Origin of the sequence: Luteimonas colneyensis (assembly GCF_014836665.1) — a bacterium.
In the GTDB taxonomy this organism is placed as follows: Bacteria; Pseudomonadota; Gammaproteobacteria; order Xanthomonadales; family Xanthomonadaceae; genus Luteimonas; species Luteimonas colneyensis.
Genome location: NZ_JACSQJ010000005.1, coordinates 154,109 through 180,920 on the forward strand (window position 1 = coordinate 154,109; position 26,812 = coordinate 180,920).

Annotated in this window: 25 protein-coding genes and 1 tRNA gene; 10 read left to right on the plus strand and 16 right to left on the minus strand. The window is 72.4% G+C overall.

Annotation, left to right across the window (positions count from 1 at the left end):
- Positions 1-33 precede the first annotated feature (33 nt).
- The 5 genes from H9645_RS10230 to H9645_RS10250 form a co-directional block, all read right to left on the minus strand.
- On the minus strand, positions 34-996 hold the full coding sequence (locus tag H9645_RS10230; protein WP_191729598.1) for a DUF1684 domain-containing protein: 963 nt from the start codon (positions 994-996) through the stop codon (positions 34-36).
- Complete coding sequence (gene mutL / locus H9645_RS10235) at positions 996-2,933, minus strand: DNA mismatch repair endonuclease MutL (RefSeq protein WP_191729599.1); 1,938 nt, start codon at positions 2,931-2,933, stop codon at positions 996-998. Before mutL ends, H9645_RS10230 begins: the two co-directional genes overlap by 1 nt.
- Positions 2,934-3,004: 71 nt before the next feature.
- Positions 3,005-4,549 (minus strand): N-acetylmuramoyl-L-alanine amidase, encoded by a 1,545-nt coding sequence (locus H9645_RS10240; protein WP_191729600.1) that lies wholly within the window; start codon positions 4,547-4,549, stop codon positions 3,005-3,007.
- 81 nt (positions 4,550-4,630) lie between these two features.
- On the minus strand, positions 4,631-5,122 hold the full coding sequence (gene tsaE / locus H9645_RS10245; RefSeq protein ID WP_191729601.1) for a tRNA (adenosine(37)-N6)-threonylcarbamoyltransferase complex ATPase subunit type 1 TsaE: 492 nt from the start codon (positions 5,120-5,122) through the stop codon (positions 4,631-4,633).
- Complete coding sequence (locus H9645_RS10250) at positions 5,119-6,615, minus strand: NAD(P)H-hydrate dehydratase (RefSeq protein ID WP_191729602.1); 1,497 nt, start codon at positions 6,613-6,615, stop codon at positions 5,119-5,121. The genes tsaE and H9645_RS10250 overlap by 4 nt, the downstream gene beginning before the upstream one ends.
- 23 nt (positions 6,616-6,638) lie before the next feature.
- On the opposite strand from H9645_RS10250, the gene queG reads away from it, so the two are divergent.
- Positions 6,639-7,757, plus strand: a complete 1,119-nt coding sequence (gene queG / locus H9645_RS10255) for a tRNA epoxyqueuosine(34) reductase QueG (RefSeq protein ID WP_191729603.1) — start codon at positions 6,639-6,641, stop codon at positions 7,755-7,757.
- Positions 7,758-7,853: 96 nt separating this feature from the next.
- Here queG and pgi read toward each other — a convergent pair whose 3' ends face one another.
- The 6 genes from pgi to pcnB all read right to left on the minus strand — a co-directional run bounded on the left by pgi (position 7,854) and on the right by pcnB (position 13,446).
- A complete protein-coding gene (gene pgi, locus H9645_RS10260; RefSeq protein WP_191729604.1) occupies positions 7,854-9,368 on the minus strand; it encodes a glucose-6-phosphate isomerase in 1,515 nt (504 codons plus the stop codon).
- Between the two features lie 3 nt (positions 9,369-9,371).
- Entirely contained in the window at positions 9,372-9,752 is a 381-nt protein-coding gene (gene panD / locus H9645_RS10265) for an aspartate 1-decarboxylase (protein ID WP_189494382.1), read from the minus strand.
- A 112-nt stretch (positions 9,753-9,864) separates the two neighbouring features.
- Positions 9,865-10,740 (minus strand): pantoate--beta-alanine ligase, encoded by an 876-nt coding sequence (gene panC / locus H9645_RS10270; protein WP_191729605.1) that lies wholly within the window; start codon positions 10,738-10,740, stop codon positions 9,865-9,867.
- Positions 10,737-11,567 carry a 3-methyl-2-oxobutanoate hydroxymethyltransferase gene (gene panB, locus H9645_RS10275; protein ID WP_225218172.1) on the minus strand — a complete coding sequence of 277 codons (831 nt, stop codon included), beginning with the start codon at positions 11,565-11,567 and terminating at the stop codon, positions 10,737-10,739. The genes panC and panB overlap by 4 nt, the downstream gene beginning before the upstream one ends.
- Positions 11,568-11,635: 68 nt before the next feature.
- Positions 11,636-12,130 carry a 2-amino-4-hydroxy-6-hydroxymethyldihydropteridine diphosphokinase gene (gene folK / locus H9645_RS10280; RefSeq protein ID WP_191729606.1) on the minus strand — a complete coding sequence of 165 codons (495 nt, stop codon included), beginning with the start codon at positions 12,128-12,130 and terminating at the stop codon, positions 11,636-11,638.
- Positions 12,127-13,446 (minus strand): polynucleotide adenylyltransferase PcnB, encoded by a 1,320-nt coding sequence (gene pcnB, locus H9645_RS10285; RefSeq protein WP_191729607.1) that lies wholly within the window; start codon positions 13,444-13,446, stop codon positions 12,127-12,129. The genes folK and pcnB overlap by 4 nt, the downstream gene beginning before the upstream one ends.
- A 148-nt stretch (positions 13,447-13,594) precedes the next feature.
- On the opposite strand from pcnB, the gene H9645_RS10290 reads away from it, so the two are divergent.
- Together H9645_RS10290 and fdxA are read left to right on the plus strand one after the other, a co-directional pair.
- Positions 13,595-13,670: transfer RNA gene (locus tag H9645_RS10290), tRNA-Glu, on the plus strand.
- Positions 13,671-13,838: 168 nt separating this feature from the next.
- Entirely contained in the window at positions 13,839-14,162 is a 324-nt protein-coding gene (fdxA, locus tag H9645_RS10295) for a ferredoxin FdxA (RefSeq protein ID WP_189494371.1), read from the plus strand.
- Positions 14,163-14,248: 86 nt separating this feature from the next.
- Here fdxA and H9645_RS10300 read toward each other — a convergent pair whose 3' ends face one another.
- Together H9645_RS10300 and dapA are read right to left on the minus strand one after the other, a co-directional pair.
- Positions 14,249-14,770, minus strand: a complete 522-nt coding sequence (locus H9645_RS10300) for a hypothetical protein (protein WP_191729608.1) — start codon at positions 14,768-14,770, stop codon at positions 14,249-14,251.
- Positions 14,771-14,791: 21 nt separating this feature from the next.
- Entirely contained in the window at positions 14,792-15,703 is a 912-nt protein-coding gene (gene dapA / locus H9645_RS10305; protein ID WP_191729609.1) for a 4-hydroxy-tetrahydrodipicolinate synthase, read from the minus strand.
- A gap of 188 nt (positions 15,704-15,891) precedes the next feature.
- Here dapA and H9645_RS10310 point away from each other — a divergent pair, with 188 nt between their 5' ends.
- The 3 genes from H9645_RS10310 to H9645_RS10320 all read left to right on the plus strand — a co-directional run bounded on the left by H9645_RS10310 (position 15,892) and on the right by H9645_RS10320 (position 18,482).
- Positions 15,892-16,455: a glycine cleavage system transcriptional repressor gene (locus H9645_RS10310; protein ID WP_225218173.1), complete on the plus strand. Its 564-nt coding sequence runs from the start codon at positions 15,892-15,894 to the stop codon at positions 16,453-16,455.
- A gap of 20 nt (positions 16,456-16,475) precedes the next feature.
- Positions 16,476-16,955 (plus strand): peroxiredoxin, encoded by a 480-nt coding sequence (locus tag H9645_RS10315; protein ID WP_191729611.1) that lies wholly within the window; start codon positions 16,476-16,478, stop codon positions 16,953-16,955.
- A gap of 120 nt (positions 16,956-17,075) precedes the next feature.
- The gene (locus tag H9645_RS10320) at positions 17,076-18,482 is read left to right on the plus strand and encodes a PhoH family protein (RefSeq protein ID WP_191729612.1); all 1,407 of its coding nucleotides are present in this window, start codon (positions 17,076-17,078) and stop codon (positions 18,480-18,482) included.
- A gap of 291 nt (positions 18,483-18,773) precedes the next feature.
- Here the strand turns inward: H9645_RS10320 and H9645_RS10325 are convergent, their stop codons facing one another.
- Both H9645_RS10325 and H9645_RS10330 read right to left on the minus strand, forming a co-directional pair.
- Positions 18,774-20,456 (minus strand): SulP family inorganic anion transporter, encoded by a 1,683-nt coding sequence (locus tag H9645_RS10325; RefSeq protein WP_191729613.1) that lies wholly within the window; start codon positions 20,454-20,456, stop codon positions 18,774-18,776.
- Positions 20,457-20,537: 81 nt separating this feature from the next.
- A complete protein-coding gene (locus H9645_RS10330) occupies positions 20,538-21,554 on the minus strand; it encodes an acyltransferase family protein (RefSeq protein WP_191729614.1) in 1,017 nt (338 codons plus the stop codon).
- Positions 21,555-21,691: 137 nt separating this feature from the next.
- Here H9645_RS10330 and thiD point away from each other — a divergent pair, with 137 nt between their 5' ends.
- Together thiD and H9645_RS10340 are read left to right on the plus strand one after the other, a co-directional pair.
- Positions 21,692-22,501 carry a bifunctional hydroxymethylpyrimidine kinase/phosphomethylpyrimidine kinase gene (gene thiD / locus H9645_RS10335; protein ID WP_191729615.1) on the plus strand — a complete coding sequence of 270 codons (810 nt, stop codon included), beginning with the start codon at positions 21,692-21,694 and terminating at the stop codon, positions 22,499-22,501.
- On the plus strand, positions 22,498-23,346 hold the full coding sequence (locus H9645_RS10340; protein WP_191729616.1) for an alpha/beta hydrolase family protein: 849 nt from the start codon (positions 22,498-22,500) through the stop codon (positions 23,344-23,346). The genes thiD and H9645_RS10340 overlap by 4 nt, the downstream gene beginning before the upstream one ends.
- 36 nt (positions 23,347-23,382) lie before the next feature.
- Here the strand turns inward: H9645_RS10340 and galE are convergent, their stop codons facing one another.
- On the minus strand, positions 23,383-24,411 hold the full coding sequence (gene galE / locus H9645_RS10345; protein ID WP_191729617.1) for a UDP-glucose 4-epimerase GalE: 1,029 nt from the start codon (positions 24,409-24,411) through the stop codon (positions 23,383-23,385).
- Between the two features lie 152 nt (positions 24,412-24,563).
- Here galE and H9645_RS10350 point away from each other — a divergent pair, with 152 nt between their 5' ends.
- Both H9645_RS10350 and H9645_RS10355 read left to right on the plus strand, forming a co-directional pair.
- Positions 24,564-25,190 (plus strand): XrtA/PEP-CTERM system exopolysaccharide export protein, encoded by a 627-nt coding sequence (locus tag H9645_RS10350; RefSeq protein WP_191729618.1) that lies wholly within the window; start codon positions 24,564-24,566, stop codon positions 25,188-25,190.
- Complete coding sequence (locus tag H9645_RS10355; protein ID WP_191729619.1) at positions 25,187-26,773, plus strand: XrtA system polysaccharide chain length determinant; 1,587 nt, start codon at positions 25,187-25,189, stop codon at positions 26,771-26,773. Before H9645_RS10350 ends, H9645_RS10355 begins: the two co-directional genes overlap by 4 nt.
- The last annotated feature ends 39 nt before the right edge of the window (positions 26,774-26,812 follow it).

Genomic DNA, 26,812 nt, shown 5'->3' on the forward strand with positions numbered 1-26,812 from the left:
TCGGCGGGCCGCGGGGTGACCCGCCAGGCGGGATCAGCTCGCCGGCTTCGCGTAGGCGCGCTCTCCGGCGGTCACCGCCAGGTCCAGCCGGTTGTCCGGCGGCGGCAGCGGGCAGGTGGCGAAGGCGGTGAAGGCGCAGGGCGGGTTGTAGGCGCGGTTGAAGTTCAGCATGACGCGGCCCTGGGCATCCGGGGCCACGGTGTCGAGGTAGCGGCCCGCGCCGTAGCTGCCCTGTCCGCTGGTGCGATCGGCCAGCACCAGGAACAGGCCGCCGTCGGTGCCTCCCAGGGCTTCGAGCCGGTACTCCACGCCGTCGCGGGTGAAGGCCACGGTGCCCGGATTGGGCATCGCATCCACCCCGCCGACGATGTTGGCGATCTCGAGCGTGCGACCCGGCGGGTGCGGCGTGAACCGGCCTTCGAGCACCCAGCCGGCATCGACCGGCCAGTGCTCGATCGTGCCGAAGCCGGTGCGCGCCGGCGCATCGGCATGCTTGACGCGCAGTGCGCGGCGTTCGCCGCGGCGGATCAGCGACATGCGTCCGCGGCCTTCGTCGAACAGGAGCTCGGTGGGTTCGGCGTCACGATCGTCGCACAGCTCGATGCGGCCCTTCACCGCCTCGCCGTCGACGCTGACGGCGACATCGCGCTCCGGTGTGAACCAGACCCGGCCACCGTCCTGCTGCACCAGGCCGAGCTTCTCCGGCCCCTGCGCCAGACGGATGCCGCTGGTCGCGCTGCTGCCGACGTAGTGCGCGCGCAGTTCCAGCCAGTGCAGGCCGACCAGGCTGGCCCAGCCGTCCTCGGCCAGCAGCTTCGCGCGACGTTCCTCCCGCCATTCGGCCTCGGAGGCGGCGAAGGCCGCGCTGACCTGGGGCTCGGGCACGGTGGCGTCAGCGGATGCGCCACCCGGAGAACCGGCACCGCACGCGGCAAGTCCTGCGGCGACGAGGAGGCATGCGACGGCGGAGGCCGTGCGCGGGATGGATCGGGTCATCAGCGTCCCCTCAGGAACCAGCGGTCGATATCGGCGAGCGGAATGCGCGTCCAGGTCGGACGGCCGTGGTTGCACTGCCCGGAGCGCTCGGTCGCCTCCATGTCGCGCAGCAGTGCGTTCATCTCGGCGATGGTCAGGCGGCGGTTGGCGCGCACCGCGCCATGGCAGGCCATCGTGGAGAGCAGTTCGTCGCGGGCGGCGCGCACGCGGCGGCTTTCGCCGTGCTCGCGCAGGTCGGCCAGCACGTCGCGCAGCAGGGCTTCGGTGTCGCCCTGCGCAAGCAGCGCCGGCACGCCGCGCAGCAGCAGCGACTGCGGGCCGGTGCGCGTGACCTCGAAGCCGAGCTCGGCAAGCGTCGCCGCCTCGCGCTCGGCGATGTCGGCCTCGCGCTCGCTCACCGCCACCGCCTGTGGCACCAGCAACGGCTGCACGCGCAAGCCGCTGCCGTCGTGCGCGGCCTTCAGCTTCTCGTAGCCGATGCGCTCGTGGGCGGCGTGCATGTCGACCACGACCATGCCGTCGGCGGCTTCGGCGAGGATGAAGATGCCGTGCAGCTGGGCGATCGCGAACCCCAGCGGCGGGATGCCGTCGTCACCGGTGTCCGGCATCGACCCCGCTGCCGCGCCCGCCTGCGGCCAGGCGCGGCCGGCGGCCCCGGCGGCGTCGGATGCAGTGCCCGCGGTCTGGCTCCACCCGTCCGTGGAGGCGTCGCCCGCGCCGCTGGCGGCGGCCGCGCCCATCCCGGCACCCGCCCCGTAGAGCATGGCCATCGCATCGCGCGTGGCCTCGTCGCGCAGCGCGAGGCTGGACTGGCCTGCGCCCACGCGCGCGGCCAGCTCGCGCGAGACCTGCGCCTGCGTGCTCACCGCCGCCACCAGCGGCGCGTTGCCCGCGCGCGTGGCCGAGAGCGCGTCGTGCAGGGCGCGATAGACGAAGTCGTGGACCATGCGCGCGTCGCGGAAGCGCACCTCGTGCTTGGCGGGATGCACGTTGACGTCCACGCGCGCCGGGTCCAGCTCCAGGAACAGCACGTAGGCCGGCTGCCGGCCGTGGAACAGCACGTCGGCGTAGGCCTGCTTCACCGCATGCGCGACGCTGCGGTCGCGCACCGCGCGGCCGTTGACGTAGAGGTACTGCTGGTCGGCGCTGGCGCGCGAATAGGTCGGCTGCGCGATCCAGCCGTGCAGGCGCAGCGCCGGGGCGGCCTCGCGTCCATCCTCCGCCGGCCGCGGCGATGTCGCATGCTCGACCCGCAGCGCCGCCTGCGCGAACGCCTCGCCCAGGGTCTCGACCAGGCGCGCGGCCCCGTCGTCGAAGTCCAGGCGCTCCTCGCCGCCGCCGCGGTAGCGACGCGAGGGCTTGCCGTTGTGCGACACCCGCAGCTCGACCTCGGGCCGCGCCAGCGCCAGCGAACGCAGCCACTCCTCGATGTGCCCGAGCTCGGTGCGCTCGGCGCGCAGGAACTTGCGCCGCGCAGGCACGTTGTAGAACAGGTCGCGGACCTCGACCGTGGTGCCCTGCGGATGTGCGCGCGGCGCGACCTGGCCCACGCGCCCGCCGTCGACCTGCAGCGACGCGCCGTGCTCCGCGCCGACGCGGCGCGAGCTGAGCACGAAGCGGCTGACCGAGGCGATCGACGGCAGCGCCTCGCCGCGGAAGCCGAGCGTGGCCACCACCTCCAGGTCATCGAGCGAAGCGATCTTGCTGGTGGCGTGACGCGACACCGCCAGCGGCAGCTCGTCGGGCGGGATGCCGAGCCCGTCGTCGCGCACCCGCACCAGGCGCACGCCGCCCTCTTCGAGGTCGATGTCGACGCGGCGCGCACCGGCGTCGAGCGCGTTCTCCACCAGTTCCTTCACCACGGACGCGGGGCGTTCGATGACTTCGCCGGCAGCGATCTGGTTGACGAGGGTGTCGGGAAGCTGGCGGATGCTCAAGGAAAGCGGTCACCCGGCATGTGCGCCGGGCCGGTGTGGGCCAGCCCCGATGATAAGCGAGGTGGCTGCCCTCAGCGGCTGCCGCCGCTGACGCCGGCGGACGATCCGCCCCGCTCGGCGGCCTGGGTCGCGAACAGCGTGCCCGGCGGCGGCTGGCTGGTGAAGTAGGTCTTGACCCCGTCCAGCACCGCGCGCGCGACGTTGGCCTGGAAGGCCGGGTCGATCAGGCGGCGCTCTTCCTCGGGATTGGACAGGAAGGCGGTCTCCACCAGCATCGCAGGCATGTCGGAGGTGCGCAGCACGGCGAAGTTGGCGCGCTCGATGTGCGGCTTGTGGTTGTTCCCGATGCGCTTGAGGCCGGCCAGGATGTGGTTGCCTGCATCCTCGGACGCCTTCATCTGCCCGCTCTGGGTCAGGTCGAGCAGGACGTTGGTCAGCGTGCTGTCCGAAGTGGCCACCTTGCCGCCGCCGATCAGGTCGGCCGCGTTCTCCTTGTCGGCCAGCCAGCGCGCGCGCTGCGAGGACGCGCCCTTCAGCGACAGCACGTACACCGACGAGCCCTTGGCGTTGCGGTTCTCGGCGGCGTCGGCGTGGATCGAGATGAACATGTCCGCGCCGGCCGCGCGCGCGAGCTGGGCACGGCGGTTGAGCGGGATGAAGACGTCGGTGTCGCGCACCAGGTGGGCCTTGAGGCCCGGCGTGGCGTTCACCTGGCGCGCGAGTTCGCGGGCGATGGCCAGGGTGATGTCCTTCTCGCGCTTGCCGGTGGGGCCGACGGCGCCGGGATCCTGGCCGCCGTGGCCGGCGTCGATGGCGATGACCAGCGGCCGGGTGGCGCCCGCCGCGGCGGCCTCCGCGGCATTGCCACGCGGCGGCGGCGCAGCCTGGGCGGCGGGCTCGCGCTGCACCGTGGTCGGCACACCGGTCGCGACGGTGGTCGGCACCGCCGGCCGCGGCGACGGATCGCTCGATGGCTGCGGCCGCTGCGGCGATGCCGTGGACGTAGCCGACGGCGCGCCGGCGCCGGCGGCGGGAAGGCTTGCAATCAGGCGCGAGGTGGCATCCGCGGAGGCGCGCGCGGTGTCCGCGGGTGTCGGTGCCGGAGCGGCCGAAGCCGTGCCGGACTGGGTCGCCGCGGCGATGCGCGCGATCGGATCGGCGGCCGCCGGCGTTGCGGTGGCCACAGGCGCGGCTGCGGCCGGGCCGGGGCCGTGGTCGCCCGGCCATTCCAGCACCAGGCGGACGCCGTCGGCGCCCGTCTCGAAACGCGGCTTCAGCGCGACCACCGGCATGGCCAGGTCGAAGACGATGCGGGTGGTGCCCGGCGTGGGCTGGCCGGTGCGCACCGCCTTGACCACTCCGGTGCCGGCGGGCGGCGACACGCGCGGCGCCAGGCGGCTGCCGGGGAAGTCGACCACGAGGCGGTCGGGCGCGGACAGCGGAATCAGCCTGTACTCCGCCTCGGCATCGAGCTTCAGTTCGGCGCGGGTGCCGGTTGGACCAGCGCTCACGCGCAGGTCATTGATTTCGGACGCTTTTGCAAGATTCCAGGCCAGCGCGGCAATGAGGGCCGCACCAAGCAGGACTTGCTGGAGATGGATTCCCCGGACGCGCATGGCCGCAAGTGAAGCACCATGCCGCGATCTTTGCAACCACTTTTCCCTTAGGAATCCGTCACCTGCCCACCCTTCCTGCGGCTACGGTTCAGGAACCCCCCGCAAACGACACTCGGAGTCGAACGCGGACAGCCATGCGGCTCCGGCAGGCCCCCGGAACGCCAACCGGCAGCCGCGGCCGCTCCCGCTGACCTCCAGCGCCACCTCCAGGTCGGCCGCCGGCAGCGCCGCCGCGCCGCGCTCGGGCCATTCCACCAGCCACAGGCGGGCGTCGGCATCGTCGAGCCCGAGGAATTCGAGCTCTCCGGCGTCGCCGATCCGGTACAGGTCGAGATGCAGCGCCTCGCCCCCTTCGGCCAGCGGGTAGCGCTCCACCAGGGTGTAGGTGGGGCTGCGCACGGGTCCAGTGATGCCCAGCGCGCGCAGCCAGGCACGCGCCAGCGTCGATTTCCCCGCGCCCAGGTCGCCATGCAGGTACACCACGGCCGAAGCGGGCCGGCTGGCGGCGAGCGCGGCCGCGAGCGCGTCGGTGGCCTCCGGATCGGGGAGGAACAGGCTGCGCGTCAGGCTCATGGCGTGCCACCCGGCTGGCGCAGGGCCGCGATCAGGTCGCTGGGCAGAAGGCCCCGCATGCCGCCCGTCTCCGCGGCGCGGTCGCCGGCCACGGCGTGCTGCAGCGCGCCCGCCACCGCCGCCTCCGCGGCCGGGAGCCCCTGCGCGCGCAGGGCCGCGATGATGCCCGTCAGCGCGTCGCCCATGCCGCCGACCGCCATGCCGGGATTGCCGGCATCGACGATCCAGGCCTGCCCGTCCGGCGCGGCGACCACGCTGCCCGCGCCTTTCAGCACCACCACGCAGCCGAAGCGCAGGCACAGCGCATGCGCCGCGGCGAGGCGGTCGTGCTGCACCTCCGCCGTCGAACGGCCGAGCAGGCGCGCGGCCTCCCCCGGATGCGGGGTCAGGACGGTGTCCGCGGGAAGCCCGCGCGGACTGGTCGCCAGCAGGTTGAGCGCGTCGGCGTCCACCACCAGCGCATGCGCGCGGTTGATCGCCGCGCGCAGCATGCCCGCGGCCCAGGCGTCGCGGCCCAGGCCGGGGCCGATCGCGCAGACGTCGGCGGGCGCGGACAGGCGCACCAGGTCTTCCGGATCCTCGATCGCGTGCGCCATCGCTTCGGGCGTGCGCGCCAGCAGCGGCGCCACGTGGGCGGCGCGCGTGGCCACGCTGACCAGTCCCGCTCCCGCGCGCAGGGCCGCTTCGGCCGCCAGCAGCGCGGCCCCGCCCATGCCGTGGTTGCCGCCCGCCACCAGCACGTGGCCTGCGCCGCCCTTGTGCGCCGTACGTGCGCGCCGCGGCAGCAGCGCGTCCAGGGCCGCGGCGCGCACCCGCCAGGCGACCGGCCGGACGCCTTCGAAGCTGCCCCCAGGCAGTTCGAGCGGCGCCATCGCCAGCGCGCCGACGTGGTCGAGCGCGGCACCGGTGGCGAGGCCGGCGTGGTCGGCGATGAATTGCAGGGTGCGCGTGGCGCGCACCGCGATGCCCGGGACGCTGCCGTTCGATGCATCCACGCCGGAAGGCACGTCCAGCGCCAGCACGTCGACCCCGCAGCCGGCCAGGGCCGCGAGCATCGCGCTGGCCGCGTCGTCGGCGCGTCCGTCGAAGCCGATGCCGAACATCGCATCCACGACCAGGTCGCAGTCGGGCAGCGCCGCGTCCGCCGCGAGGGCCACGCCGCCGGCGTCGACGAAGGCCGCGCAGGCGCGCCGCGCCAGCACGCTGCGCGGCGGGTGCCCTTCGGCGTGCAGCGCGCGGACCTCGCGCCCCGCCTGCAGCGCATGCAGGGCCAGGACGTATCCGTCGCCGCCGTTGTTGCCGGGCCCGCAGGCGACGACGATGCGCCGCGCCTGCGGCCAGTGCTCGAGCAGCACGCGCCAGCCGGCCGCACCGGCGCGCCGCATCAGCTCGAATCCGTCACCGCCCAGCGCCGCGATCGCCTGCGCCTCCGCGCGGCGCACGCCGGCGATGTCGTACAGCGGCGTCGTGGCGTCAGCGCGGGGAGCGTGCATCGCGTGGATTCTATACTTGCCGCATGCTCCCGCCCTCCTCCGACGACGGCGCCGCACCCGCCACCGCGGGTGCCGCGGGCCGGCCCGACCCGTCCGCGCTCGCCGCGCGGATCCGGACGCTGGTGCGCGAGGCGGGCTTCCAGCGCTGCGGCATCACCGGCATCCACCTCGGCGACGACGAAGCCCACCTGCGCGACTGGCTCGCGCGCGGCTTCCACGGCTCGATGGACTGGATGGCGCGCCACGGCGACAAGCGTTCGCGCCCGCAGGAACTGGTGCCGGGCACGATCAGCGTGCTCTCGGTCGGCCTCGACTACGGCCGCCGCGACGACGTCGAGGCCTGGGAGACGCTGGCCGACGGCGAGCGCGCCTACGTCGCCCGCTACGCGCTGGGCCGCGACTACCACAAGCTCATGCGCAACCGCCTGCAGAAGCTGGCCGAACGCATCGCCGCCGAGATCGGCCCGTTCGGCCACCGCGTGTTCGTCGACTCGGCGCCGGTGCTCGAGCGCGCGCTGGCGCGCAACGCCGGCCTGGGCTGGATCGGCAAGCACACCTGCCTGATCGACCGCGACGGCGGCTCCTGGTTCTTCCTCGGCGAGATCTATCTCGACGTGCCACTGCCGCCGGACCCGCCGGCCACGGCGCACTGCGGCAGCTGCACGCGCTGCATCGACGTCTGCCCGACGCGGGCGATCCTCGGGCCGAACGTGCTGGATGCGCGGCGCTGCATCAGCTACCTGACCATCGAGCACGAAGGATCGATCGACGAGGAGCTGCGGCCGCTGATGGGCAACCGCATCTTCGGCTGCGACGACTGCCAGCTGGCGTGCCCCTGGAACAAGTTCGCGCGCCGCAGCGACGAGCCCGACTTCCGCGCCCGCAACGACCTCGACACCGCCAGCCTGGCCAGCCTGTTCGCCTGGGAGGAGGACGAGTTCCTGCGCCGCACCGAAGGCACCGCGCTGCGCCGCAGCGGCCATGCGCGCTGGCTGCGCAACATCGCGGTGGCGCTGGGCAACGCACCGACCACGCCGGACGTGCTGGCTGCCCTGGAGACGCGCCGGGACCATCCGGACCCGGTGATCCGCGAACACGTGGCTTGGGCGCTTGCACGGCACTCCACCGCCCCTCCCCTGTAGGAGCAGCTACAGCTGCGAGCGACGCATCGGGCGCCAGCCGGGTTTCGCGCGGGCCGGGTCGCAGCTGTAGCTGCTCCTACAGGAGGCGGGTTGCGATCAGCGGCGGGCGCGGATCTCGCCGATCAGCGCGCGCGTCACCGCGTCGCCGGCGTCGCCCTCGCCGCGCAGCGCGGGCAGCAGCTCGCCGGCGATGCGCTTGCCCAGCTCCACGCCCCACTGGTCGAAGGCGTTGATGCCCCAGAGCACCGACTGCGCGTAGACGCTGTGCTCGTACATCGCCAGCAGCGCGCCGAGCGAACGCGGCGTCAGTTCGTCGAGCAGGAACAGCGTGGACGGACGGTTGCCCGGGTACGCCTTCTGCGGATCCTCGGCGGCGTGGCCATTGCCCAGCGCCTCGGCCTGCGCCAGCAGGTTGGCCAGCAGCGCCTCGTGGTTGCCGCGGTAACCGTGCGCGGGACGCACCACGCCGATGAAATCGGCCGGCACCACGTCGGTGCCCTGGTGCAGGGCCTGGAAGAAGCTGTGCTGCGCGCCGGTGCCGGCGCCACCCCAGACCACGGGCACGGTGGCCACGCCCGGCGAACGGCCGTCGCTGCGCACTGACTTGCCCAGGCTCTCCATCACCAGCTGCTGCAGGTAGTCGGGCAGCCGCGCCAGGCGCTGGTCGTAGGGCAGCACCGCCTGCGTCGGCAGGCGCAGCGCGTTGCGGTTCCACACCGCCACCAGCGCGTGCAGGATCGGCAGGTTCGCCTCCAGCGGCGCCTCGACCGCATGCGCATCCATCTCCGCCGCGCCGGCCAGCAGCGCCTCGAAGCCGTCCATGCCGATCGCCAGCGCGATCGCGAAACCGACCGACGACCACAGCGAGTAGCGGCCGCCGACCCAGTCCCACATCGGCAGCACGCGCGCCGGGTCGACGCCGAAGGCCTCCGCCGCCGGCACGTTGGCGCTGACCGCAAACAGGCGCTCGCTGCCGCCGAGCCAGTCGCGCACCAGGGCGCCGTTGAGCAGCGTCTCCTGGGTGCCGAAGCTCTTCGACACCAGGATCGCCGCGGTGCGCGCCGGGTCCAGCCCGCGCAGCACGTGTTGCACCTCGCTGCCGTCGACGTTACTGACGAAGTGCAGGCGGAAGCGCCCGTCGCCGAAATCCTTCAGCGCATCGACGGCCAGTCGCGGGCCCAGGTCGGAACCGCCGATGCCGATGTTGATGACGTCGGTGACGCCGGATGCGCGCAGCCCGTCCACCAGGCCGGCCATGCGTCCGCGCGCGGCCAGCGCCTCGGCGTGCGCGGCGCGCGCGACGTCGCCGCGGCCGAGGTCGGAGCGCAGCGCGGTATGCAGGGCGGCGCGGCCCTCGGACGCATTGACCTCGGCGCCGTCGACCAGCGCGCGCAGCGCCAGCGACAGGCGCACGTGGCCCGCGAGGCCGCCCAGGGTGGCGAGGGTCGCGGCATCGATGCGCTGGCGCGCGAAGTTCGCGTACACCGGCCCCACGCGCAGCGACAGCGCGCCCGCGCGTGCCGGATCGGCCGCGACGAGATCGGGGATGCGGGCGCCTGCAAGGCGCTCCGCGTGGTCGAGGAATTGCCGGACGAGCGCTTCGCCGGCCACGCCTCAGGCGGCCTGTGCCGGGATGGCGTCGTTGGTATGCGTCATCCGGTTCTGGCGGTCGACGTAGACCAGGCTGGGCTTGAACGCCGCCGCCTCGGCCTCGTCGCAGGCGCCGTAGGCGCAGATGATCACCAGGTCGCCGGGCTCGGCCTGGTGCGCCGCCGCACCGTTGACCGAGATGATGCCGCTGCCCTCTTCGGCGCGGATCGCATAGGTCGCGAAACGCTTGCCATTGTTGATGTTGTAGATCTCGATGCGCTCGTACTCGCGGATGCCCGACAGGTCGAGCAGCAGGCCGTCGATCGCACAGGAGCCTTCGTAGTGCAGCTCGGCGTGGGTGACGGTGGCGCGGTGGATCTTGGCTTTGAGGAGGGTCAGGAGCATCGTGGGGAACCGCTGGGGGCCGGGACTCCGGCGTCGACCGTCGATTCTACAAGATGGCGGCGGGCGCCCAGTGACGCGCGGGGCGCCGCGGCTCCGCGCTCGCGGCAACGATTCAGCTGTTGGAGCTGAACTCGAGGTTGTCGATCAGGCGCGTGCGGCCCAGGCGCGCGGCGACCAGGGCCACGCGCTGGCCGTCGTCGCCGGGTGCCCCGGCGCCCGGCGGCTCGGCCAGCAGCGGCGTGCGCAGCACGGCGTAGTCGACCTCGAAGCCCTCGGCCTGCAGCTGCGAAGCCGCTGCGGACTCCGCCTCGCGCCAACCCTGCCCGCCCTGCACCGCGTTGCGCATCGCCAGCAGCGCGCGGTGGATCGCCGGGGCCTTCGCGCGCTCTTCCTCCGACAGGTACTGGTTGCGCGAGCTGCGCGCCAGGCCGTCGTCCTCGCGCACGATGTCGGCACCCAGCACTTCGATCGGGAACGCGAGGTCGCGGACCATGTGCCGGATCACCGCCAGCTGCTGGTAGTCCTTGCGGCCGAACACGGCCACGTCGGGCCGCACCTGGTTGAACAGGCGCGCGACCACCGTGCACACGCCGTCGAAGTGGCCCGGACGATGCGCACCGTCGAGCACGCCGGTGATGCCCGGCACGTGCACGCGCACCGCGCACTCGAGCCCGAGCGGGTACATCGCGTCCACCGCCGGCATCCACGCCAGGTCGCAGCCCGCGGCGGCGAGTCCGGCGACATCGGCATCGGGCGTGCGCGGATAGCGCTCGTAATCCTCGCCCGGACCGAACTGGGTGGGATTGACGAACACGCTCGCGACCACGCGATCGGCATGGGCCCGCGCCAGCCGCACCAGGCTGTAGTGGCCTTCGTGCAGGTTGCCCATGGTCGGCACGAAGCCGATGCGCATGCCCTCGCGCTTCCAGCCGTCGATACGCGCGCGAAGCGCGTCCAGCCGGCTTACCGCTTCGACCGCGCCCGTCATGCGTAGGCGTGCTCGGCACCGGGAAAGCTGCCGTCGCGCACGGCGGCGACGAAGGCGCGCGCCGCGCCGGCGACCGAACCGCCCTCGGCCAGGAAGTCCTTCACGAACTTGGGGCGCCGGTGGCCCGAATCCAGGCCGAGCATGTCGTGCATCACCAGCACCTGCCCGTCGCAGTCCGCGCCGGCGCCGATGCCGATGGTCGGCACCGCGCTGTCGCGGGTGATCGCCGCGGCCAGCGGTGCCGGCACGCCCTCGAGGACGATCAGCGCGGCGCCGGCCTCGGCCACCGCGCGCGCCTCCGCGAGCAGTCGCTCGGCCGCCGCCTGCTCGCGCCCCTGGACCTTGAAGCCGCCGAAGCGCAGCACCGACTGCGGGGTCAGGCCGAGGTGCGCGCAGACCGGGATCTCGCGCTCGACCAGGAAGCGGATGACCTCGAGCTTCGGCCCCGCGCCTTCCAGCTTCACCATCTGCGCGCCGGCGCGCAGGAAGCGCGTCGACGCATCCAGCGCGCGCTCCGGCGTGGCGTCGGCCTGGAACGGCAGGTCGGCGACGAGCAGCGCATGCGTCAGTCCGCGGGCAACGCATGCGGTGTGGTACTCGATGTCGTCCACGGTCACCGGCAGGGTCGACGTGCGTCCCTGCACCACCATCCCGAGCGAGTCGCCGACCAGGATCAGTTCGACGCCCGCGGCATCGAACACCCTGGCGAAGCCGGCGTCATAGGCGGTCAGCATCGAAAGCCTGTGCCCGGCGGCGCGCGCCTCGGCCAGGCCGGGCACGGTCATCGGGCGGCGGACGTCCTGCCCTGCGGCAGCGCGTTTGCTCATGGCGACGTGCATCCATGGTGTGGTCGGGTCGACGCCATCTTACGCCCGCGACATGGCGCTGAGACCGCTCAGGCCGGAACGATGCCGTCCGTTTCCAGCCCTGCCAGCAGGGTCGATACGCCTCCCCACCCCGGCACCATCGCATCCGGCGCGACCTCCGCCAGCGGCACCAGCACGAAGGCGCGCGCATGCAGCTGCGGGTGCGGCAAGACCAGTCCGGGTTCGTCGATCACCGACTCGCCGTACAGCAGCAGGTCGAGGTCGAGCGGGCGCGGCCCCCAGCGGCTGCCGTCGGCCGCGCGCTCGCGGCCGTGCGCGCGCTCGATGTCCAGCAGGGCGTCGAGCAGCGAGCGTGCGGGCAGCGTGGTGTCCAGCACGGCGACGGCGTTGGTGAAGTCCGGCTGCGCCTCCACGCCCCAGGCCGGCGTGCGGTAGAAGCGCGAGGCGCGCAGCAGGCGCGTGCCGGGCAGCGCGTCGAGCGCCGCCAGCGCGGCCCGCAGCGCCGCGTCGACATCGCCGATGTTGCCGCCGAGGCCGATGCAGGCGCGGACGGGCGCGCTCATCCCGCGGACGCGGAGGCCGGACGACGCCGGCGCCGGCGCGGTGCGCGCGGGGCCTCGCCGTCCTCGGCCGGCGGCGTGTGGGCGATCGCCATGTCGGGATCGAGCTGGGCCTCGCGCCAGAAGGCGATGTCGGCGGCGTGCTCGCTGGAACCGGCCTGGCGCACCTGCAGGAAGTCGAAGGCGGCGCGGAAGCGCGGGTGCGCGAGCATGCGCATCACGCGCTTGCGCTGGCGCAGGCCGAATCGCGACTGCAGCAGCCAGATCTCCTGCATCGGCACCGAAAACCGGCGCGGCAACGCCACCGCCTGCAGCTCGTGCACGGTCACCCGGTCCGCGGCGCGGCGCTGGGCATCGGCCGGCGGCACGTCCTGCGCCTGCAGCGACATCAGCGTGCGGCAGTAGGCCGGCCACAGCAGCAGCGCGAACAGGAAGGCCGGCGATACCGGCTCGTCGGCGGCCACGCGCGCGTCGGTGCCGCGCAGGCCTTCCAGCACCACCGCGCGCAGCGCGCCGCTGCGGTTGGCCTTCATCGCCGCAGCGGCCTCGGGCAGCAGCGCCGGCAGCAGGCCGTGGCGCTCCAGGCCCTCGAAGCTGGCCACGCCGTGGCCGGACAGGAACAGCTTCAGGCACTCCTCGAACAGCCGCGCCGGGGCGGCCTCGGACAGCAGCGGGGCCAGCGCGCGGATCGGCGCGGCGGTGGCCGGATCGATGCTGAAGTCGAGCTTGGCGGCCAGGCGCACCGCGCGCAGCATCCGCACCGGGTCCTCGCGGTAGCGCGTCTCCGGGTCGCCGATCAGCTTGAGCACGCGGTTCTGCACGTCCTCGAAGCCGCCGACGTAGTCGCGGACCGAGAAGTCCTCGATCGTGTAGTACAGGGCGTTGGCGGTGAAGTCGCGGCGCACCGCGTCGTCCTCCACCGTGCCGTAGACGTTGTCGCGCAGCAGGCGGCCGTCCTCGTGGGTCTCGCGGTCGCCGCTGCCGTCGTCGCTGTTGGCACGGAAGGTCGCGACCTCGATGATCTCGCGGCCGAAGACCACGTGCGCCAGGCGGAACCGGCGGCCGATCAGCCGGCAGTTGCGGAACAGCGCCTTCACCTCTTCCGGGGTGGCGCCGGTGGCGATGTCGAAGTCCTTGGGCCGCCCGCCCGCCAGCAGGTCGCGCACGGCGCCGCCGACCAGGTAGGCCTCGTGGCCGCCCTCGCGCAGGCGGTACAGCACCCGCAGCGCGTTGGGGCTGATGTCCTTGCGGGAGATGGTGTGCTGTTCGCGCGGGATCGCCCGCAGGACGGGGGTGTCGTATGGAGTGTCGTTGGGCATCTGGAAAAAAGTACCTGCTCGGGTTGCCCAGCGGCAGCCTGTCGTTGCTATACTAGCAAGCTCGCAAGGCCAGCACGGCTTCGCGGGTCGGCCGTCCAGCCGGCGCCACGGCTCCGGGAAGTTCCCGGCATCGCGGCAAGCACCACCCGCTCCCTTCGTCTAGAGGCCCAGGACGTGGCCCTCTCAAGGCTAAAACACGGGTTCGAATCCCGTAGGGAGCGCCATCTTCCCAGGGCCCGCGCCGGCAACGTCGCGGGCCCTGTCCGTTTCAGGACCAGGATGCGCCGGTCCGGCACGTGCTGGTCCGGCACCCGTCGCGCGCCGTTCATCGCCGGCGGCCCGGCGCTACAATGCGCATCCCGCCCTCTTCATCGCAGCGAGCCCAGCGAACCATGCCCTTCGTCGTCACCGAGAACTGCATCAAGTGCAAGTACACCGACTGCGTCGAGGTGTGCCCGGTGGACTGCTTCCACGAAGGCCCGAACTTCCTGGTGATCGACCCCGACGAGTGCATCGACTGCACCCTGTGCGAGCCGGAGTGCCCGATCAACGCCATCTACGCCGAGGACGACGTCCCCGCCGGGCAGGAGGGCTTCGTGGCCCTGAACGCCGAACTGTCGAAGGAATGGCCGGTGATCACCACCCGCAAGGAGCCGCTGCCCGGCGCCGAGGACTGGGACGGCAAACCCGGGAAGCTTCCGCTGCTGGAGCGCTGATCCGGGAGGCCGGAATCGGTCCGGACACGGAAAAGGCGCGGCCATGGCCGCGCCTTTCGCGTTCCGGGGCGGAATCCCGCCCGGGATTACTGCGCCAGCGCCGCGCGCAGGGCTTCGATCACCCGCACCGCGTCCGCGCCGGTCGCCGCCACGCCGCGCGGATCGACCGCCGAGACGTAGCTGCCCGAATCGGTCTGGCTGACGCGCACCAGGAACTTGCTGTCCCCGGCATCGACGTCGTAGGTGCCCAGCAGCTGCGCCTTGCTGACCACCGTCACGCCCTCGATGCCGGCCAGGACCGGCTCGATGCGGCCGAAGACCTCGTCGCGCGGCGCGGCCAGGCTGAAGCCGTTCGAAGCCTGCGGCGCCGCGGCGGGCGACGCCATGTCCGAGCGCGACACGCTGGTGGTGCCGGTGGACGGCACCGCCATCGCCGAGCTGGTGTCGGGACGGTCGAGGTCCGGCGGCACTTCCAGCGGGCGGTCCTGCGGGGCGGCGGCATACAGCGCGTTGTCCTTGCGGAACCAGCTGCAGCCGGCGGTGGCGACCAGGGTCGCGGCGATGGCCACGGCGAGCGCCGGACGGATCATGGAACGGGAAGGCTGCATGGCTGTCTCCTGCTGGATCGGTCAGGCCGCGAGCGCGTCGCGGCAGGTCTGTTCGAGTGCGGTGATGTCGCCGGCGATGCAGTCGGCGGCGGCCGCGTGTGCCGCCGGGAGCGGCAGCAGCGGCAGGCGGATGCCGTCGGAGTGGCCGAAGCCGAGCCGCGCCAGCAGCGCCTTCACCGGGATGGGATTGGATTCTACGCCGCAGAAGTCCACCAGCGCGGCAAGCGCGGCGGCATGCGCGGCGCAGCCGGCGGCGTCACCGCCGCGGGCGAGGTCGCACAGGCGGCGGAACGCGGCCGGCGCGGCGTTCGACGCCACCGAGACCAGGCCATCGGCCCCGGCCAGCATCGCGCGCGCCGCGGTGGCATCGTCGCCGCCCAGGATCGTGAAGCCCTGGCCGGCAAGCGCCAGCAGCGCCTGCATCCGCGCTTCGTCGGCCACCGCCTCCTTGATGCCGATGATCGCCTCGTGGCCGGCCAGCGCTGCGACCGTGCCGGGCTGCATGTCGCAGCCGGTGCGCGGCGGCACGTTGTACAGCACCACCGGCAGCGCGCCGTCGTCGGCGACCGCGCGGTAATGCGCCAGCAGGCCGGCCTGCGTCGGGCGCACGTAGGGTGGCGTGACCACCAGCGCGGCGTCGGCGCCGCAGGCCGCGGCCAGGCGCGTGCGCTCGATGGTGTGTGCGGTCGCGGACTGGCCGGTGCCCGCGACCACGGGCACGCGCCCGGCGACGCGCTCGACCGCGGCGCGCAGCAGCGCCTCGTATTCCGCCGTCGTGAGCGCGGCGGCTTCGCCCGTGGATCCGGCCACCACCAGCGCCTGGGTGCCGCCCGCGAGCTGCGCGTCGACCAGACGCAGCCAGGCGTCGGTATCGAGGTCGCCGGCGGCCGTGAACGGCGTCGCCAGCGCGGTGATGCTGCCGGAAAGATGCAAGCTGGACCTGCGTTTGGGAAGCCGTGCGGAGCGCCGCGCGGCTGCCGCGCGGCTCCGGGGATCTTACTTGCGGCCTCGAAGCACGGGCAAGTATGCTGGCCGCAGCCTCAGGGCGGCGACAGCGCCCGCGTCCAGGGCCGCACGGCAGCCGGCAACCGGCGCCCCCACCGCACTCCGTGGACTCCGCTTTGACCGACACCGAGACATCCCGGCCCGCGCCGACCGAGAACCACCTCCTGATCAACGCCTACACGACGCATCCGCGCTCGCCCCTGCTGGCGGTGTCGCGGCGCATCGCCGACAGCGGCTGCAACCTGGTCGACACCCGCCTGTCGACGGTCGGGCGCGACGTTTCGGTCACCGCGCTGGCCACGGGTTCGTGGGACGCGGTCGCCAAGCTCGAGGCCATGCTCACCCGTCTCGAGCGCGAGGAAGGCCTGAAGCTGGTCTGGTACCGCACCGGGCCGAAGCCGATCCAGTCCAACCTGCTGCCCTACATCGTCGAGGTGGTGGCGTCCGACAAGCCCGGCATCCTCTACCAGCTGGCGGACTTCTTCGACCGCCAGGGCATCACCATCGAGAGCCTGCACTGCTCGCGCTACCGCGCCATGCAGACCGGGGCCGACATGTTCTCGGCCCAGGTCACCATCGGCGTGCCGGCGGACATGCACATCGCCGCGCTGCGCGACGATTTCCTCGAGTTCTGCGACCACCTCAATCTCGACGCGATCATGGACCCGATGAAGTTCTGATCGCGCAGGCGAAGGAACCAATGAACGAAGGCGACACGCTCGACCCCGGCACCCTGGCGCTCCCGCTGCAGCTGTCGGGTGGCGCGCAGGCGACCCTCGCCGACCACGCCGGCCGCTGGCTGGTGCTGTACTTCTATCCGAAGGACTCCACGCCGGGCTGCACCACCGAGGGCCTGGACTTCAACGCCCTGCTACCGGAATTCGAGGCGCTCGACGCCGGCGTGATGGGCGTTTCGCGCGACTCGGTGAAGTCGCACGACAACTTCTGCACGAAGCAGGGCTTCCGCTTCCCCCTGGTCAGCGACGCCGACGAGGCGCTGTGCCGCGCCTTCGACGTGATCCGCGAGAAGAACATGTACGGCCGCAAGGTGATGGGCATCGAGCGCAGCACCTTCCTGATCGACCCGGAGGGCCGCGTCGCGCGCGCCTGGCGCAAGCTGCGCGTCCCCGGGCATGCCGATGCCGTGCTCGAGGCGCTGAAGCAAGCCCGCGCCCGGTGACCCACCGCCCCGCCCGCCCGTTGCGCCGCCCCGCCCCGCGGGCCGCGGCGGCCTTCGCGTGGGCCACACGCGTTCCAGCGCCACCCTTCGCAACGCACACCCGCACGGACTGAGGCCTTGATGAACCACGGCAAGCGGATCTACGTACTCGACACCAACGTGCTGATGCACGACCCCACCGCGCTGTTCAAGTTCGAGGAGCACGACGTCTACCTGCCGATGCAGGTGATCGAGGAACTCGACAACGGCAAGAAGGGCACCTCGGAGGCCAGCCGCAACGCGCGCCAGGTCAGCCGCTTCATCAACGAGCTGATCGAGGAACAGGGCGCCGACCGCATCGCCCCGGGCCTCCGGCTCGAGCGCCCGGGCGGCCTGCAGCTGCGCGGCGCCGGCTCCAGCGGCGTGCTGCGCTTCCAGACCACGGTGCCGAAGGAGGACAAGACCTCGTTCGGCGCGGTGGCCCCGGACAACCGCATCCTCGGCGCGATCCTCGCCCTGCGCGCCGAAGCGGGCGCCGACCTGCCGGTGGTGTTCGTGTCCAAGGACATCAACCTGCGCATCAAGGCCGCGATCGCCGGCATCGCCAGCGAGGACTACGAGAACGACCGCGCGCTGGACGACTTCAGCCTGCTCTACACCGGCGCCACCGCGCTGCCGGACGACTTCTGGCAGCGCCACGGCAAGGACCTGCGCTCGTGGACCGACAAGGGCCGCACGTTCTACGAAGTGCGCCACGGTGACGACGACGGCTGGCATCCCAACCAGTACCTGTACCTGCCCGGCGACGAGGAGTCCGAATTCCGCGTGGCCTCGGTGGACGGCGAGCGCGCGGTGCTGCAGATCGTCGACGACTACCGCAGCCAGCAGCACGCGGTCTGGGGCATCACCGCGCGCAACCGCGAGCAGAACTTCGCGCTCAATGCGCTGATGGACCCCGAGATCGACTTCGTCACCCTGCTCGGCACCGCCGGCACCGGCAAGACGCTGCTGGCGCTGGCGGCAGGCCTTGCGCAGACCATGGACGCGCAGCGCTACCGCGAGATCATCATGACCCGCGCCACCATCAGCGTCGGAGAGGACATCGGCTTCCTGCCCGGCACCGAGGAGGAGAAGATGACGCCCTGGATGGGCGCGCTGACCGACAACCTCGAGGTGCTGCTGCCGAACAACAAGGACGGTGGCAGCTGGGGCCGCGCGGCGACCAACGACCTGCTGGCCTCGCGCATCAAGATCCGCTCGCTGAACTTCATGCGCGGGCGCACCCTGCTCGACCGCTGGCTGATCCTGGACGAGGCGCAGAACCTGACGCCCAAGCAGATGAAGACGCTGATCACCCGCGCCGGCCCTGGCACGAAGATCGTGTGCCTGGGCAACGTCGAGCAGATCGATACGCCGTATCTCACCGAGACCACCTCGGGCCTGACCTATGCGGTCGACCGCTTCAAGCACTGGGCGCACAGCGCGCACGTCACCCTGCGCCGGGGCGAGCGCTCGCGGCTGGCCGATTACGCGTCCGAGGTGTTGTAGGGCGGGTGTCGGGAAGCGGAGGGTGTGCAGGCACCTGGCCGGCGTCGCGGTGGAGCTGCTCCTGATTGCCGGCCAGGAACCCGCACACCCTCCGCCTGCCACCCGTCCCGTGGGGTGGGAGGAGGGGCAGGAGCAGGAGCGCGCTTGAACCGGGACTGCGAAAGCGTCCCGATGGCGGGTCGATGGGGATGGAGTGGGCAATTGGGAGCGGCTTCATCGCGACGCCCACGGAATCCCCATCGATCCGCCACGCCGCGGTGTTGCCAACGCATACAGGCTACGCCAACCGGGTCAGGGCACCTTTGAAGCCGCAGCCTCGTCGTCATTCGAAACCCGCTGCGCCTCGGCATACAGGAGCGCTTCGGACAGGTCCTTGAAGTAGCTGCCGGGAATGTCCCGGCTCACCACCTCCGCGCGCACCAGCTTGCGCAGCACCGCCATGTTCGCGCCGTTGAGCAGCACCTGCACGCCGCGCGCACGCAGGCTGCCGATGGTGGACTCCAGCCGCTTCAATCCGGTCGCATCGATGAAGGGCACCCGCTCCATGCGCAGGGCCACGAAGCGCGGCGGCTGCCGCGACCACGACAGGGCACGCTCCAGCGAATCCACCGAACCGAAGAAGAACGGCCCGTCGATCGAGTAGACCAGCACGTCCTTCGGGAGCGAGTCCATGCCCGCATCCGCCAGCTCGTGGCGCAGGCTCGACTGCGTGTGCTCGACCACTTCGACCGACGCGCTCATCCGGCGCATGAACTGCAGCATCGCCAGGATCACGCCGATGTTCACCGCCACCACCAGGTCGGTGAGGATGGTGAGCGCGAAGGTGATCAGCAGGATCACCGCATCCGCCGTCGGCGCCCTGCGCACCATGCGGATGAAGCGCGGCGCCTCGCTCATGTTCCAGGCCACCACGAACAGGATCGCGGCCAGCGACGCCAGCGGCACCTTGCCCGCCCAGGGCGCGAACACCAGCAGGACCAGCACCAGCACCAGGGCGTGCACCACGCCGGCGATCGGGGCATTGCCGCCGTTGCGGATGTTGGTGGCCGTGCGCGCGATCGCGCCGGTGGCCGCGATGCCGCCGAACAGCGGCGAGACGATGTTGGCGATGCCCTGCCCCACCAGCTCCTGGTTGGCGTCGTGCCGGGTTCCGGCCATGCCGTCGGCGACCACGGCCGACAGCAGGGACTCGATCGCGCCCAGCATGGCGATGGTGAAGGCCGATGGGAGCAGCAGCATCACGTCGTCGAAGCCGATCGACGGCACCGCGAACGTGGGCAGGGAGCGCGGGATGGCGCCGAAGGTGGACTCGATCGTGGCGACGCCGGGAAGCTCGAAGACCACCGTCACCACGGTTGCCGCGACCATCGCCAGCAGCGGTCCCGGCACCTTCGCCAGCCCTGGAACCCGCGGTCCGTACAGCGCGAGCGCGAGGCTGCCCAGCCCGAGCAGCGTGGTGGGCCAGTGCAGCTGCGCGAAGGACCCCAGCAGGCGCCAGGTCTCGAGGTAGAACGGGCCGGCATCGGGCGCCGGCAGGCCGAAGAAGGATTGCCACTGCCCGACCCAGATGATGACCGCGATGCCCGCGGTGAAGCCCACGATGACCGGGTCGGGGATGTAGCGGATCACGCCGCCCAGGCGCGCCAGGCCCATCGCCACCAGGATCACGCCCGCCATCAGCGTCGCCACCAGCAGGCCGCCGATGCCGAACTGCGCGACCACGCCGGCGAGGATCACGATGAAGGCACCGGTGGGCCCCGCGATCTGCACGCGCGATCCGCCGAACAGCGACACCGCGATGCCGGCGATGATCGCGGTGTACAGCCCCTGCTCCGGCTTCACCCCCGAGGCGATGGCGAAGGCCATCGCCAGCGGCAGCGCGACCACGCCGACGACCACGCCGGCGGAGATGTTCCGCGCCCAGTTGGCCGGCCCGAGCAGGCCTGCGCGGCCGGCCTCCACGATGGCGATCATGTGCGCGTCCTCCCCGGAGGAATCCCGTGCGAATTCCGTGGCCCACCATTCTGACGCACCGGGCGCCGGATGCCACCAGGCTCAGGGCCGATACCTGGAACGCAGCGCCATCAGCGGCTTCTCGACGAGATGGAAGCTGGCCGCGGCCGCGCCCAGCACCAGCAGCAGACGCGTCGCGAGCGTCGCACTGAACGTGTCCGGATCGAGGAACAGCTGCTGCCAGAGGTACAGCGAGTAGCTCATCACCCCGATCACCACCGCGACCCGGGAGTTCAGCGCGCGTCCCACCCGCGCCGAGGGGTTGGCCACCACCCACAGGATGCACGCCGCGATCGCCACGTGGATCATCGTGACCCCCAGCGGCAGGTAGAACGAGGGCCGGTCCTTCCACGCCGCCGCCGCCAGCGCCACCACGGGGGCCAGGACCACCAGTCGCCCGGGCACCATCGCGCCCAGGCGCTGCAGGCCGACCTGGCGCGCCACCAGGGCCAGCACGCAGCCGGTCGCCAGCGCATCGCACACGAACTGGAACTGCCGGTCCAGGCCTTCGTGCGGGAAGGGAAGGACCACCCAGCCGACCACGCGCAGGAGCGGCGCGGCGCAGAGCACGAGCAGTGCCACCACCAGCGCCCGCCTCCCGGCCCACACGAAGGCCAGTGGCCAGAGCAGGTAGAACTGCTCCTCGACCGCGAGCGACCACAGGTGCCCGAGCGTCCATGCGGCCTCATGGTGGTAGTTCATGGTGTAGGTGAGCGCATGCAGCATGTCGCCCGGCGCCAGGACCACCAGTCCCGCGTGCGCGGCCAGGGCCACGACGGCCATATAGGCATAGGCGGCAGGGAAGATCCGGATCGTCCTGCGCGCGTAGAAGTCGCGCAGCGACACGCGCCCGGTCCGCTCGCGCTCGTCGATCAGGAGGGTCGTGATCAGGAAGCCCGACAGCACGAAGAAGACGGTGACGCCCAGTTCGTCGATGTCCACCACCAGCAGGGCCTTCATTGCCTCGGGGAATCCCGGCAGCCGCGACGCATGCCCTGCGATGACCATCAGGACCGCCACGGCGCGCACGCCATCCAGCCCGGGAAGATGGCGCGGCATGTGGATCCTCCATTGCCGGCTGCCGACGTGGCGCCGCTCCCCCGCAAACGCGGGAACGCGGCGCGTCCGGCAAGCCCGCCCGCTCCGGACCCGGCCGTGCGGGCGGGCCGGCCCTGCCCATCGGGCATAATCGGGGGATGCCAAGCACCGACATCGTCTCCGCGCTGACCATCGCCGGCTCCGACTCCGGCGGCGGCGCCGGCATCCAGGCCGACCTCAAGGCCTTCGCCGCGCATGGCGTGCACGGCCTGTCGGCGATCACCGCGCTCACCGCCCAGCACACCCGCGGCGTCACCGCCGTGCACGTGCCGCCGCCGGACTTCCTGCGCGCCCAGATCGACGCCTGCTTCGACGATTTCCGGATCGGCGCGGTCAAGCTCGGTATGCTGGCGTCGGCGGAGGTGATCCATGCCGTCGCCGATGCCCTCGAGGCGCATCGCCCGTCCCACCTGGTCGTCGACCCGGTGATGGTGGCGACCTCGGGCGCGCGCCTGCTCGAAGCGGATGCGCTGGACGCGATGCGGACCCGCCTGTTGCCGATGGCCAGCCTGCTGACGCCCAACGTCCCCGAGGCCGAACTGCTGCTGGGCCGCCGCATCGCGGACGCCGCCGACGCCGAGCGCGCGCTCGACGCCTTGCTGGCCGCCGGCAGCGCCGCGGTGCTGCTCAAGGGCGGCCATCTCGACGAGGGCGCGGACGTGGTCGACCGCTATGCCGACGCGGGATTCCGCAGGTCGTTCCGCGGCCCGCGCCTGCGCGTGGACGGCCACGGCACCGGCTGCACCCTGGCGTCCGCGATCGCGGCCAACCTCTGCCTCGGCCAGACCCTGCCCGAGGCCTGCGCGGGCGCGGTCGACTACATCCGCGACGCGCTGCGCCTGGGCATCCGCCCCGGCCGCAGCGAGGTGCTGGTCCTCGGCCACTTCGCGGCGCGCCCGTCGGCATGACGCCAGCCGGCGGAGACGCGGCGCCGGCTGCCATCCCGCTGCAGGCCGGCGACGGCCACCGCTTCGAACTCATCGCGATCATTCCCGCGGACGCCCGGCGCAGCCTGCTCTGGCTGCCGGCCCTGGGCGTGGCCGCGCGCCACTACCTGCCGCTGGCGCAGGCCCTCGCCCGGCGCGGTACGGCGGTGTTCCTGCACGAGTGGCGTGGCCACGGCAGCAGCAGCCTGCGCGCCGGCCGCGACTGCGACTGGGGCTATCGCGAACTGCTGCAGCTCGACCTGGCGGCCAGCGAGGCCGCGGTGGCCGCCGCGCTCCCGGCGCTGCCGCGCGTGGCCGGCGGCCACAGCCTGGGCGGGCAGCTCGCCGCCTGCCGCGCCGGCCTGGCGCCCGACGCCTGCGGCGAACTCTGGCTGGCCGGCTGCGGCGCCCCGTACTGGCGCGCCTTCCCCGCACGCGAGCGGCTGTGGCTGCCACTGGCCTACCGCGTGCTGCCGTGGCTCGCGGACCGCGCCGGGAGCCTGCCCGGACGCCGCATCGGCTTCGGCGGCAACGAGGCCCGCGGCGTGATGCGCGACTGGGCCGGCACCGCCCTCAGCGGCCGCTATGCCGCGGCCGGGCTGGGCGACCTGGAACCGGGCATGGCCGCGGCGCGCGTGCAGCTGCGCGCCGTGCTCTTCGATCGCGACTGGCTGGCGCCGGCCTCGTCGCTGCGCCACCTGCTCTCCAGGCTGCCGCAGGCGAAGGCCGAGGTCGCCACCCTCGACACGGCGGCGCTGGGCGTGCCGGCCGACCACTTCCAGTGGATGAAGTCGCCCGGCGCGGTCGCGGACTTCTTCGACCGCTGAGCCCGGGCGCGGAGCGCGGCCCGACGCGGCGAGGCCTCAGTCGCCGCCGGCCCCGTCCTCGTAGCCGCGCGGATTGCGCGACTGCCAGCGCCAGGCGTCCCGGCACATGGCGTCGATGTCGTGCCCGGCGCGCCAGCCGAGCAGCTCGTGCGCAAGCGAAGGATCGGCGTAGACCTCGGCGACATCGCCGGGCCGGCGCGCGACGACCTCGAACGGCACCTCGCGCCCCGACGCGCTCTCGAAGGCCCGCACCAGCTCCAGCACGCTGGAGCCGCGCCCGGTGCCGAGGTTGATGTTGGCGCTGCGCCTCTCCCGCACCAGAAAATCGAGCGCATCGGCGTGCGCGCGGGCCAGGTCGACGACATGGATGTAGTCGCGCACGCCGGTGCCGTCCACGGTCGGCCAGTCGCCGCCAAAGACCGACAGCCGCTCGCGCTGGCCCACGGCGACCTGGCAGACATAGGGCATCAGGTTGTTCGGCACGCCGCCCGGCGCCTCGCCGATCAGGCCGGACGCATGCGCCCCCACCGGGTTGAAGTAGCGCAGGTTCACGGCGTGGAAGCCCGGGTCGCTGGCGCACAGGTCGCCGATCAGCTGCTCCATCACCAGCTTGGTCCGGCCGTATGGATTGGTCACGCGCAGCGGCGCATCCTCGCGCACCGGGACCGAGTCCGGGTCCCCGTAGACCGTCGCCGACGAGCTGAACACCAGGCGCCCGACGCCATGCGCCCGCATCGCCTGCAGCAGGTGGATGGTGCCGGCGATGTTGTTGTCGAAGTAGTCCAGCGGGCGCTCGCAGGATTCGCCCACCGCCTTCAGCGCCGCGAAGTGGATGACCGCGTCGAAGCCGGCGCCGGCGAACAGCGCGTCCACCGCCGCGCGGTCGCGCAGGTCCACGCGGCGCAGGTCCGGACGCCGGCCGGCGATCGCCTCCAGGCGCCCGAGCACCCGCGGCGAGCTGTTGCAGAAGTTGTCGGCGATGGTGGCCTCGAAGCCGCGCTCGGCGAGGACCGTCCATGTGTGGCTGCCGATGTAGCCGGCGCCGCCGGTGACCAGGATTCGCATCGGCACCTTCCCCCTTGGATCAGCTTCGGGAGGATACGGCAAATGCCGCCGCACGCTCTCGATGACGGCCGGCGCGACGTGCGCGCCGCTGGCCGCATCCGTGCGCGAACAACGTATTCCATGGCTGGGAATCACTCGATTGGAAATCCGCCATGCGCCTGATCCGGCACGCGTCCGCCCTGCTGCTCCTGCTGGTCCTCGCCGCCTGTGCCTCCGGCGGCGGAAGCAGCAGCGTGCCGCAGCCGCCCGACAGCGACGCCTCCGTCGCCGACTACCTGATCGGCGTGGACGACATCGTCCAGGTCACCGTCTGGCGCAACCCCGAGCTCGGGGTCACCGTCCCGGTCCGGCCCGACGGGCGGATCTCGGTCCCGCTGGTCGGCGACGTGGTCGCCGGCGGCCTGGTGCCCGAGGCCGTGGCGCGCGACATCGAAAGCAAGCTCGCCGCCTATGTCCGCGATCCCCAGGTCGCGGTGATCCTGACCGACCTGCGCAGCCACGAGTACCTGTCGCGGGTCCGCGTCACCGGTGCGGTGCGCCAACCCGTCTCCCTGCCCTACCGCCAGGGGATGACGGTGCTCGACGCCGTGCTGGCGGCGGGCGGGTTGAACGAGTTCGCCGCGCCCGACCGCGCGTCGCTGTTCCGGCGCAACAGCAGCAGCGGCGCGACCACGCCCTATGCGATCCGCCTGGACCGCATCCTCAACCGCGGCGACCTGTCCACTAATCACCGGGTCGCGCCGGGCGACGTCATCACCATCCCGGAGCGCGTCCTGTGATCAAGGCCGCCATGCTCCCGTCGCTGCGCGTCGGCTCCGTCGCGCGGCCGCGCAACCCGGAGCTGTCCCCGCACGACCTGGTGCTGGTGCTGTTGAAGGAGTTCCGCATCCGCGCCTTCGGCATGGCGGCGATCTTCACCACGATCGCACTGCTGACCCTGGTCATCGGCCTCTTCGTCATCCCACGCTACTACACCACCTCCGTCACCGTGCTGGCCCAGGAAAGCGACATCATCCAGCCGCTCCTGGAGGGGCGCGCGGTGCCCACCGGCGTGACCGACCGCGCCGGCATGGCGCGCCAGATCATCTACGGCCAGAAGGTCATGTCCGAGGCGCTGAAGATCGGTGGCTGGGCCGCCGAGGATCTCAGCCCGATCCAGGAAGACATGGCCATGGAGGAGATCCGCAAGCGCACGGTCATCGTCAGCCCGCGTCCGGACCTGGTCGAGATCAGCTACCGCGATGTCGACCCGGAACGCAGCTTCGAGCTCGCCCAGGCCTTCGGGTCGCTCTTCATCTCGGAGGCCCTGGCCACGAAGGAGCGCGAAAGCCGCGAAGCCTACGAGTTCATCGATGCCCAGGTGCAGGAGTACCACCGCAAGCTGACGGATGCCGAAAGCAACCTGCAGGACTACCAGTCCCGCAACGCCGATGCCCAGCCCGGCAGCGCCGACGACGTCAGCGCGCGCATCAGCGCGCTGAGGACCCAGCTCGAGCAGACCCGCATGTCGCTGCTCGAGCAGGAGTCGCGCCAGTCCTCGATCGAGGCGCAGCTCAGCGGCGAGGCCGCGGTCACCGCCGTGCAGAGCCGCGAGACCCTGTACCGCACGCGGATGATCGAGCTGCAGGCCGAACGCGACCGGCTGCTGCTGCAGTTCACCGAGCAGCATCCCGACGTGCGCCGGATCAACCACCAGCTCGAGGACATCCAGCGGACCCTGGTGGCCGAACGCGAGCGACGCGAGACCTCGGGGCGGCCGAACGCCATCTCGGAGGACGCACAGCTCAACCCGATGTACCAGGAGCTGCGCAGCCAGCTGTCGCTGATCCGCCGCGAGATCGCGGCGACGCGGACGCGGATGGGCATCGCCGAGTCCATGCTCAACGACGAGCTGGACCGCAGCCGCCGCATCGCCTCGTCGGAAAGCGCGCTGGCCGAGCTGACGCGGGACTACGAGGTGAACCGCGAGATCTACCAGGACCTGCTGCGTCGCCGCGAGAATGCGCGCGTGTCCATGGGGCTGGACCAGGAGAACCGCGGCCTGACGCTGCGCATCCAGGACCCGGCGGTCATGCCGCTCCGCCCGTCCGGCCTGCGCTTCATGCATATCGCCGCGGCCGGCATGCTCGTGGCGGTGCTGCTGCCGCTGGCACTGGTGTTCGCGCTCGTCCGCTTCGACCCGCGGATCCGCTCGCCCCAGCTGATCGCCGACCGACACCGGCTGCTGACCACCATCCCCTCCTTCCCGACGCCGCGGGAACGCCGGCGGACGTTCATGCGGCTGGCCAGCGCGATGGCCATGGTGGCCGGCGTCTTCGTCACCTACGGCCTGGTCTATGCCTACAAGATCGCCTCCGCCTGACCACCACGCGGTCCGCGGCGATCGCCCGTCCCAGGAAGC

What these genes read in the sequence shown, in the direction of transcription:
- H9645_RS10230 (WP_191729598.1), bottom strand. Translation starts at nt 996, where the DNA reads ATGACCCGATCCATCCCGCGCACGGCCTCCGCCGTCGCATGCCTCCTC.
- H9645_RS10240 (WP_191729600.1), bottom strand. Translation starts at nt 4,549, where the DNA reads ATGCGCGTCCGGGGAATCCATCTCCAGCAAGTCCTGCTTGGTGCGGCC.
- tsaE (WP_191729601.1), bottom strand. Translation starts at nt 5,122, where the DNA reads ATGAGCCTGACGCGCAGCCTGTTCCTCCCCGATCCGGAGGCCACCGAC.
- H9645_RS10250 (WP_191729602.1), bottom strand. Translation starts at nt 6,615, where the DNA reads ATGCACGCTCCCCGCGCTGACGCCACGACGCCGCTGTACGACATCGCC.
- queG (WP_191729603.1), top strand. Translation starts at nt 6,639, where the DNA reads ATGCTCCCGCCCTCCTCCGACGACGGCGCCGCACCCGCCACCGCGGGT.
- panD (WP_189494382.1), bottom strand. Translation starts at nt 9,752, where the DNA reads ATGCTCCTGACCCTCCTCAAAGCCAAGATCCACCGCGCCACCGTCACC.
- panC (WP_191729605.1), bottom strand. Translation starts at nt 10,740, where the DNA reads ATGACGGGCGCGGTCGAAGCGGTAAGCCGGCTGGACGCGCTTCGCGCG.
- panB (WP_225218172.1), bottom strand. Translation starts at nt 11,567, where the DNA reads ATGAGCAAACGCGCTGCCGCAGGGCAGGACGTCCGCCGCCCGATGACC.
- folK (WP_191729606.1), bottom strand. Translation starts at nt 12,130, where the DNA reads ATGAGCGCGCCCGTCCGCGCCTGCATCGGCCTCGGCGGCAACATCGGC.
- pcnB (WP_191729607.1), bottom strand. Translation starts at nt 13,446, where the DNA reads ATGCCCAACGACACTCCATACGACACCCCCGTCCTGCGGGCGATCCCG.
- fdxA (WP_189494371.1), top strand. Translation starts at nt 13,839, where the DNA reads ATGCCCTTCGTCGTCACCGAGAACTGCATCAAGTGCAAGTACACCGAC.
- H9645_RS10300 (WP_191729608.1), bottom strand. Translation starts at nt 14,770, where the DNA reads ATGCAGCCTTCCCGTTCCATGATCCGTCCGGCGCTCGCCGTGGCCATC.
- H9645_RS10315 (WP_191729611.1), top strand. Translation starts at nt 16,476, where the DNA reads ATGAACGAAGGCGACACGCTCGACCCCGGCACCCTGGCGCTCCCGCTG.
- H9645_RS10320 (WP_191729612.1), top strand. Translation starts at nt 17,076, where the DNA reads ATGAACCACGGCAAGCGGATCTACGTACTCGACACCAACGTGCTGATG.
- H9645_RS10325 (WP_191729613.1), bottom strand. Translation starts at nt 20,456, where the DNA reads ATGATCGCCATCGTGGAGGCCGGCCGCGCAGGCCTGCTCGGGCCGGCC.
- H9645_RS10330 (WP_191729614.1), bottom strand. Translation starts at nt 21,554, where the DNA reads ATGCCGCGCCATCTTCCCGGGCTGGATGGCGTGCGCGCCGTGGCGGTC.
- thiD (WP_191729615.1), top strand. Translation starts at nt 21,692, where the DNA reads ATGCCAAGCACCGACATCGTCTCCGCGCTGACCATCGCCGGCTCCGAC.
- H9645_RS10340 (WP_191729616.1), top strand. Translation starts at nt 22,498, where the DNA reads ATGACGCCAGCCGGCGGAGACGCGGCGCCGGCTGCCATCCCGCTGCAG.
- galE (WP_191729617.1), bottom strand. Translation starts at nt 24,411, where the DNA reads ATGCGAATCCTGGTCACCGGCGGCGCCGGCTACATCGGCAGCCACACA.
- H9645_RS10350 (WP_191729618.1), top strand. Translation starts at nt 24,564, where the DNA reads ATGCGCCTGATCCGGCACGCGTCCGCCCTGCTGCTCCTGCTGGTCCTC.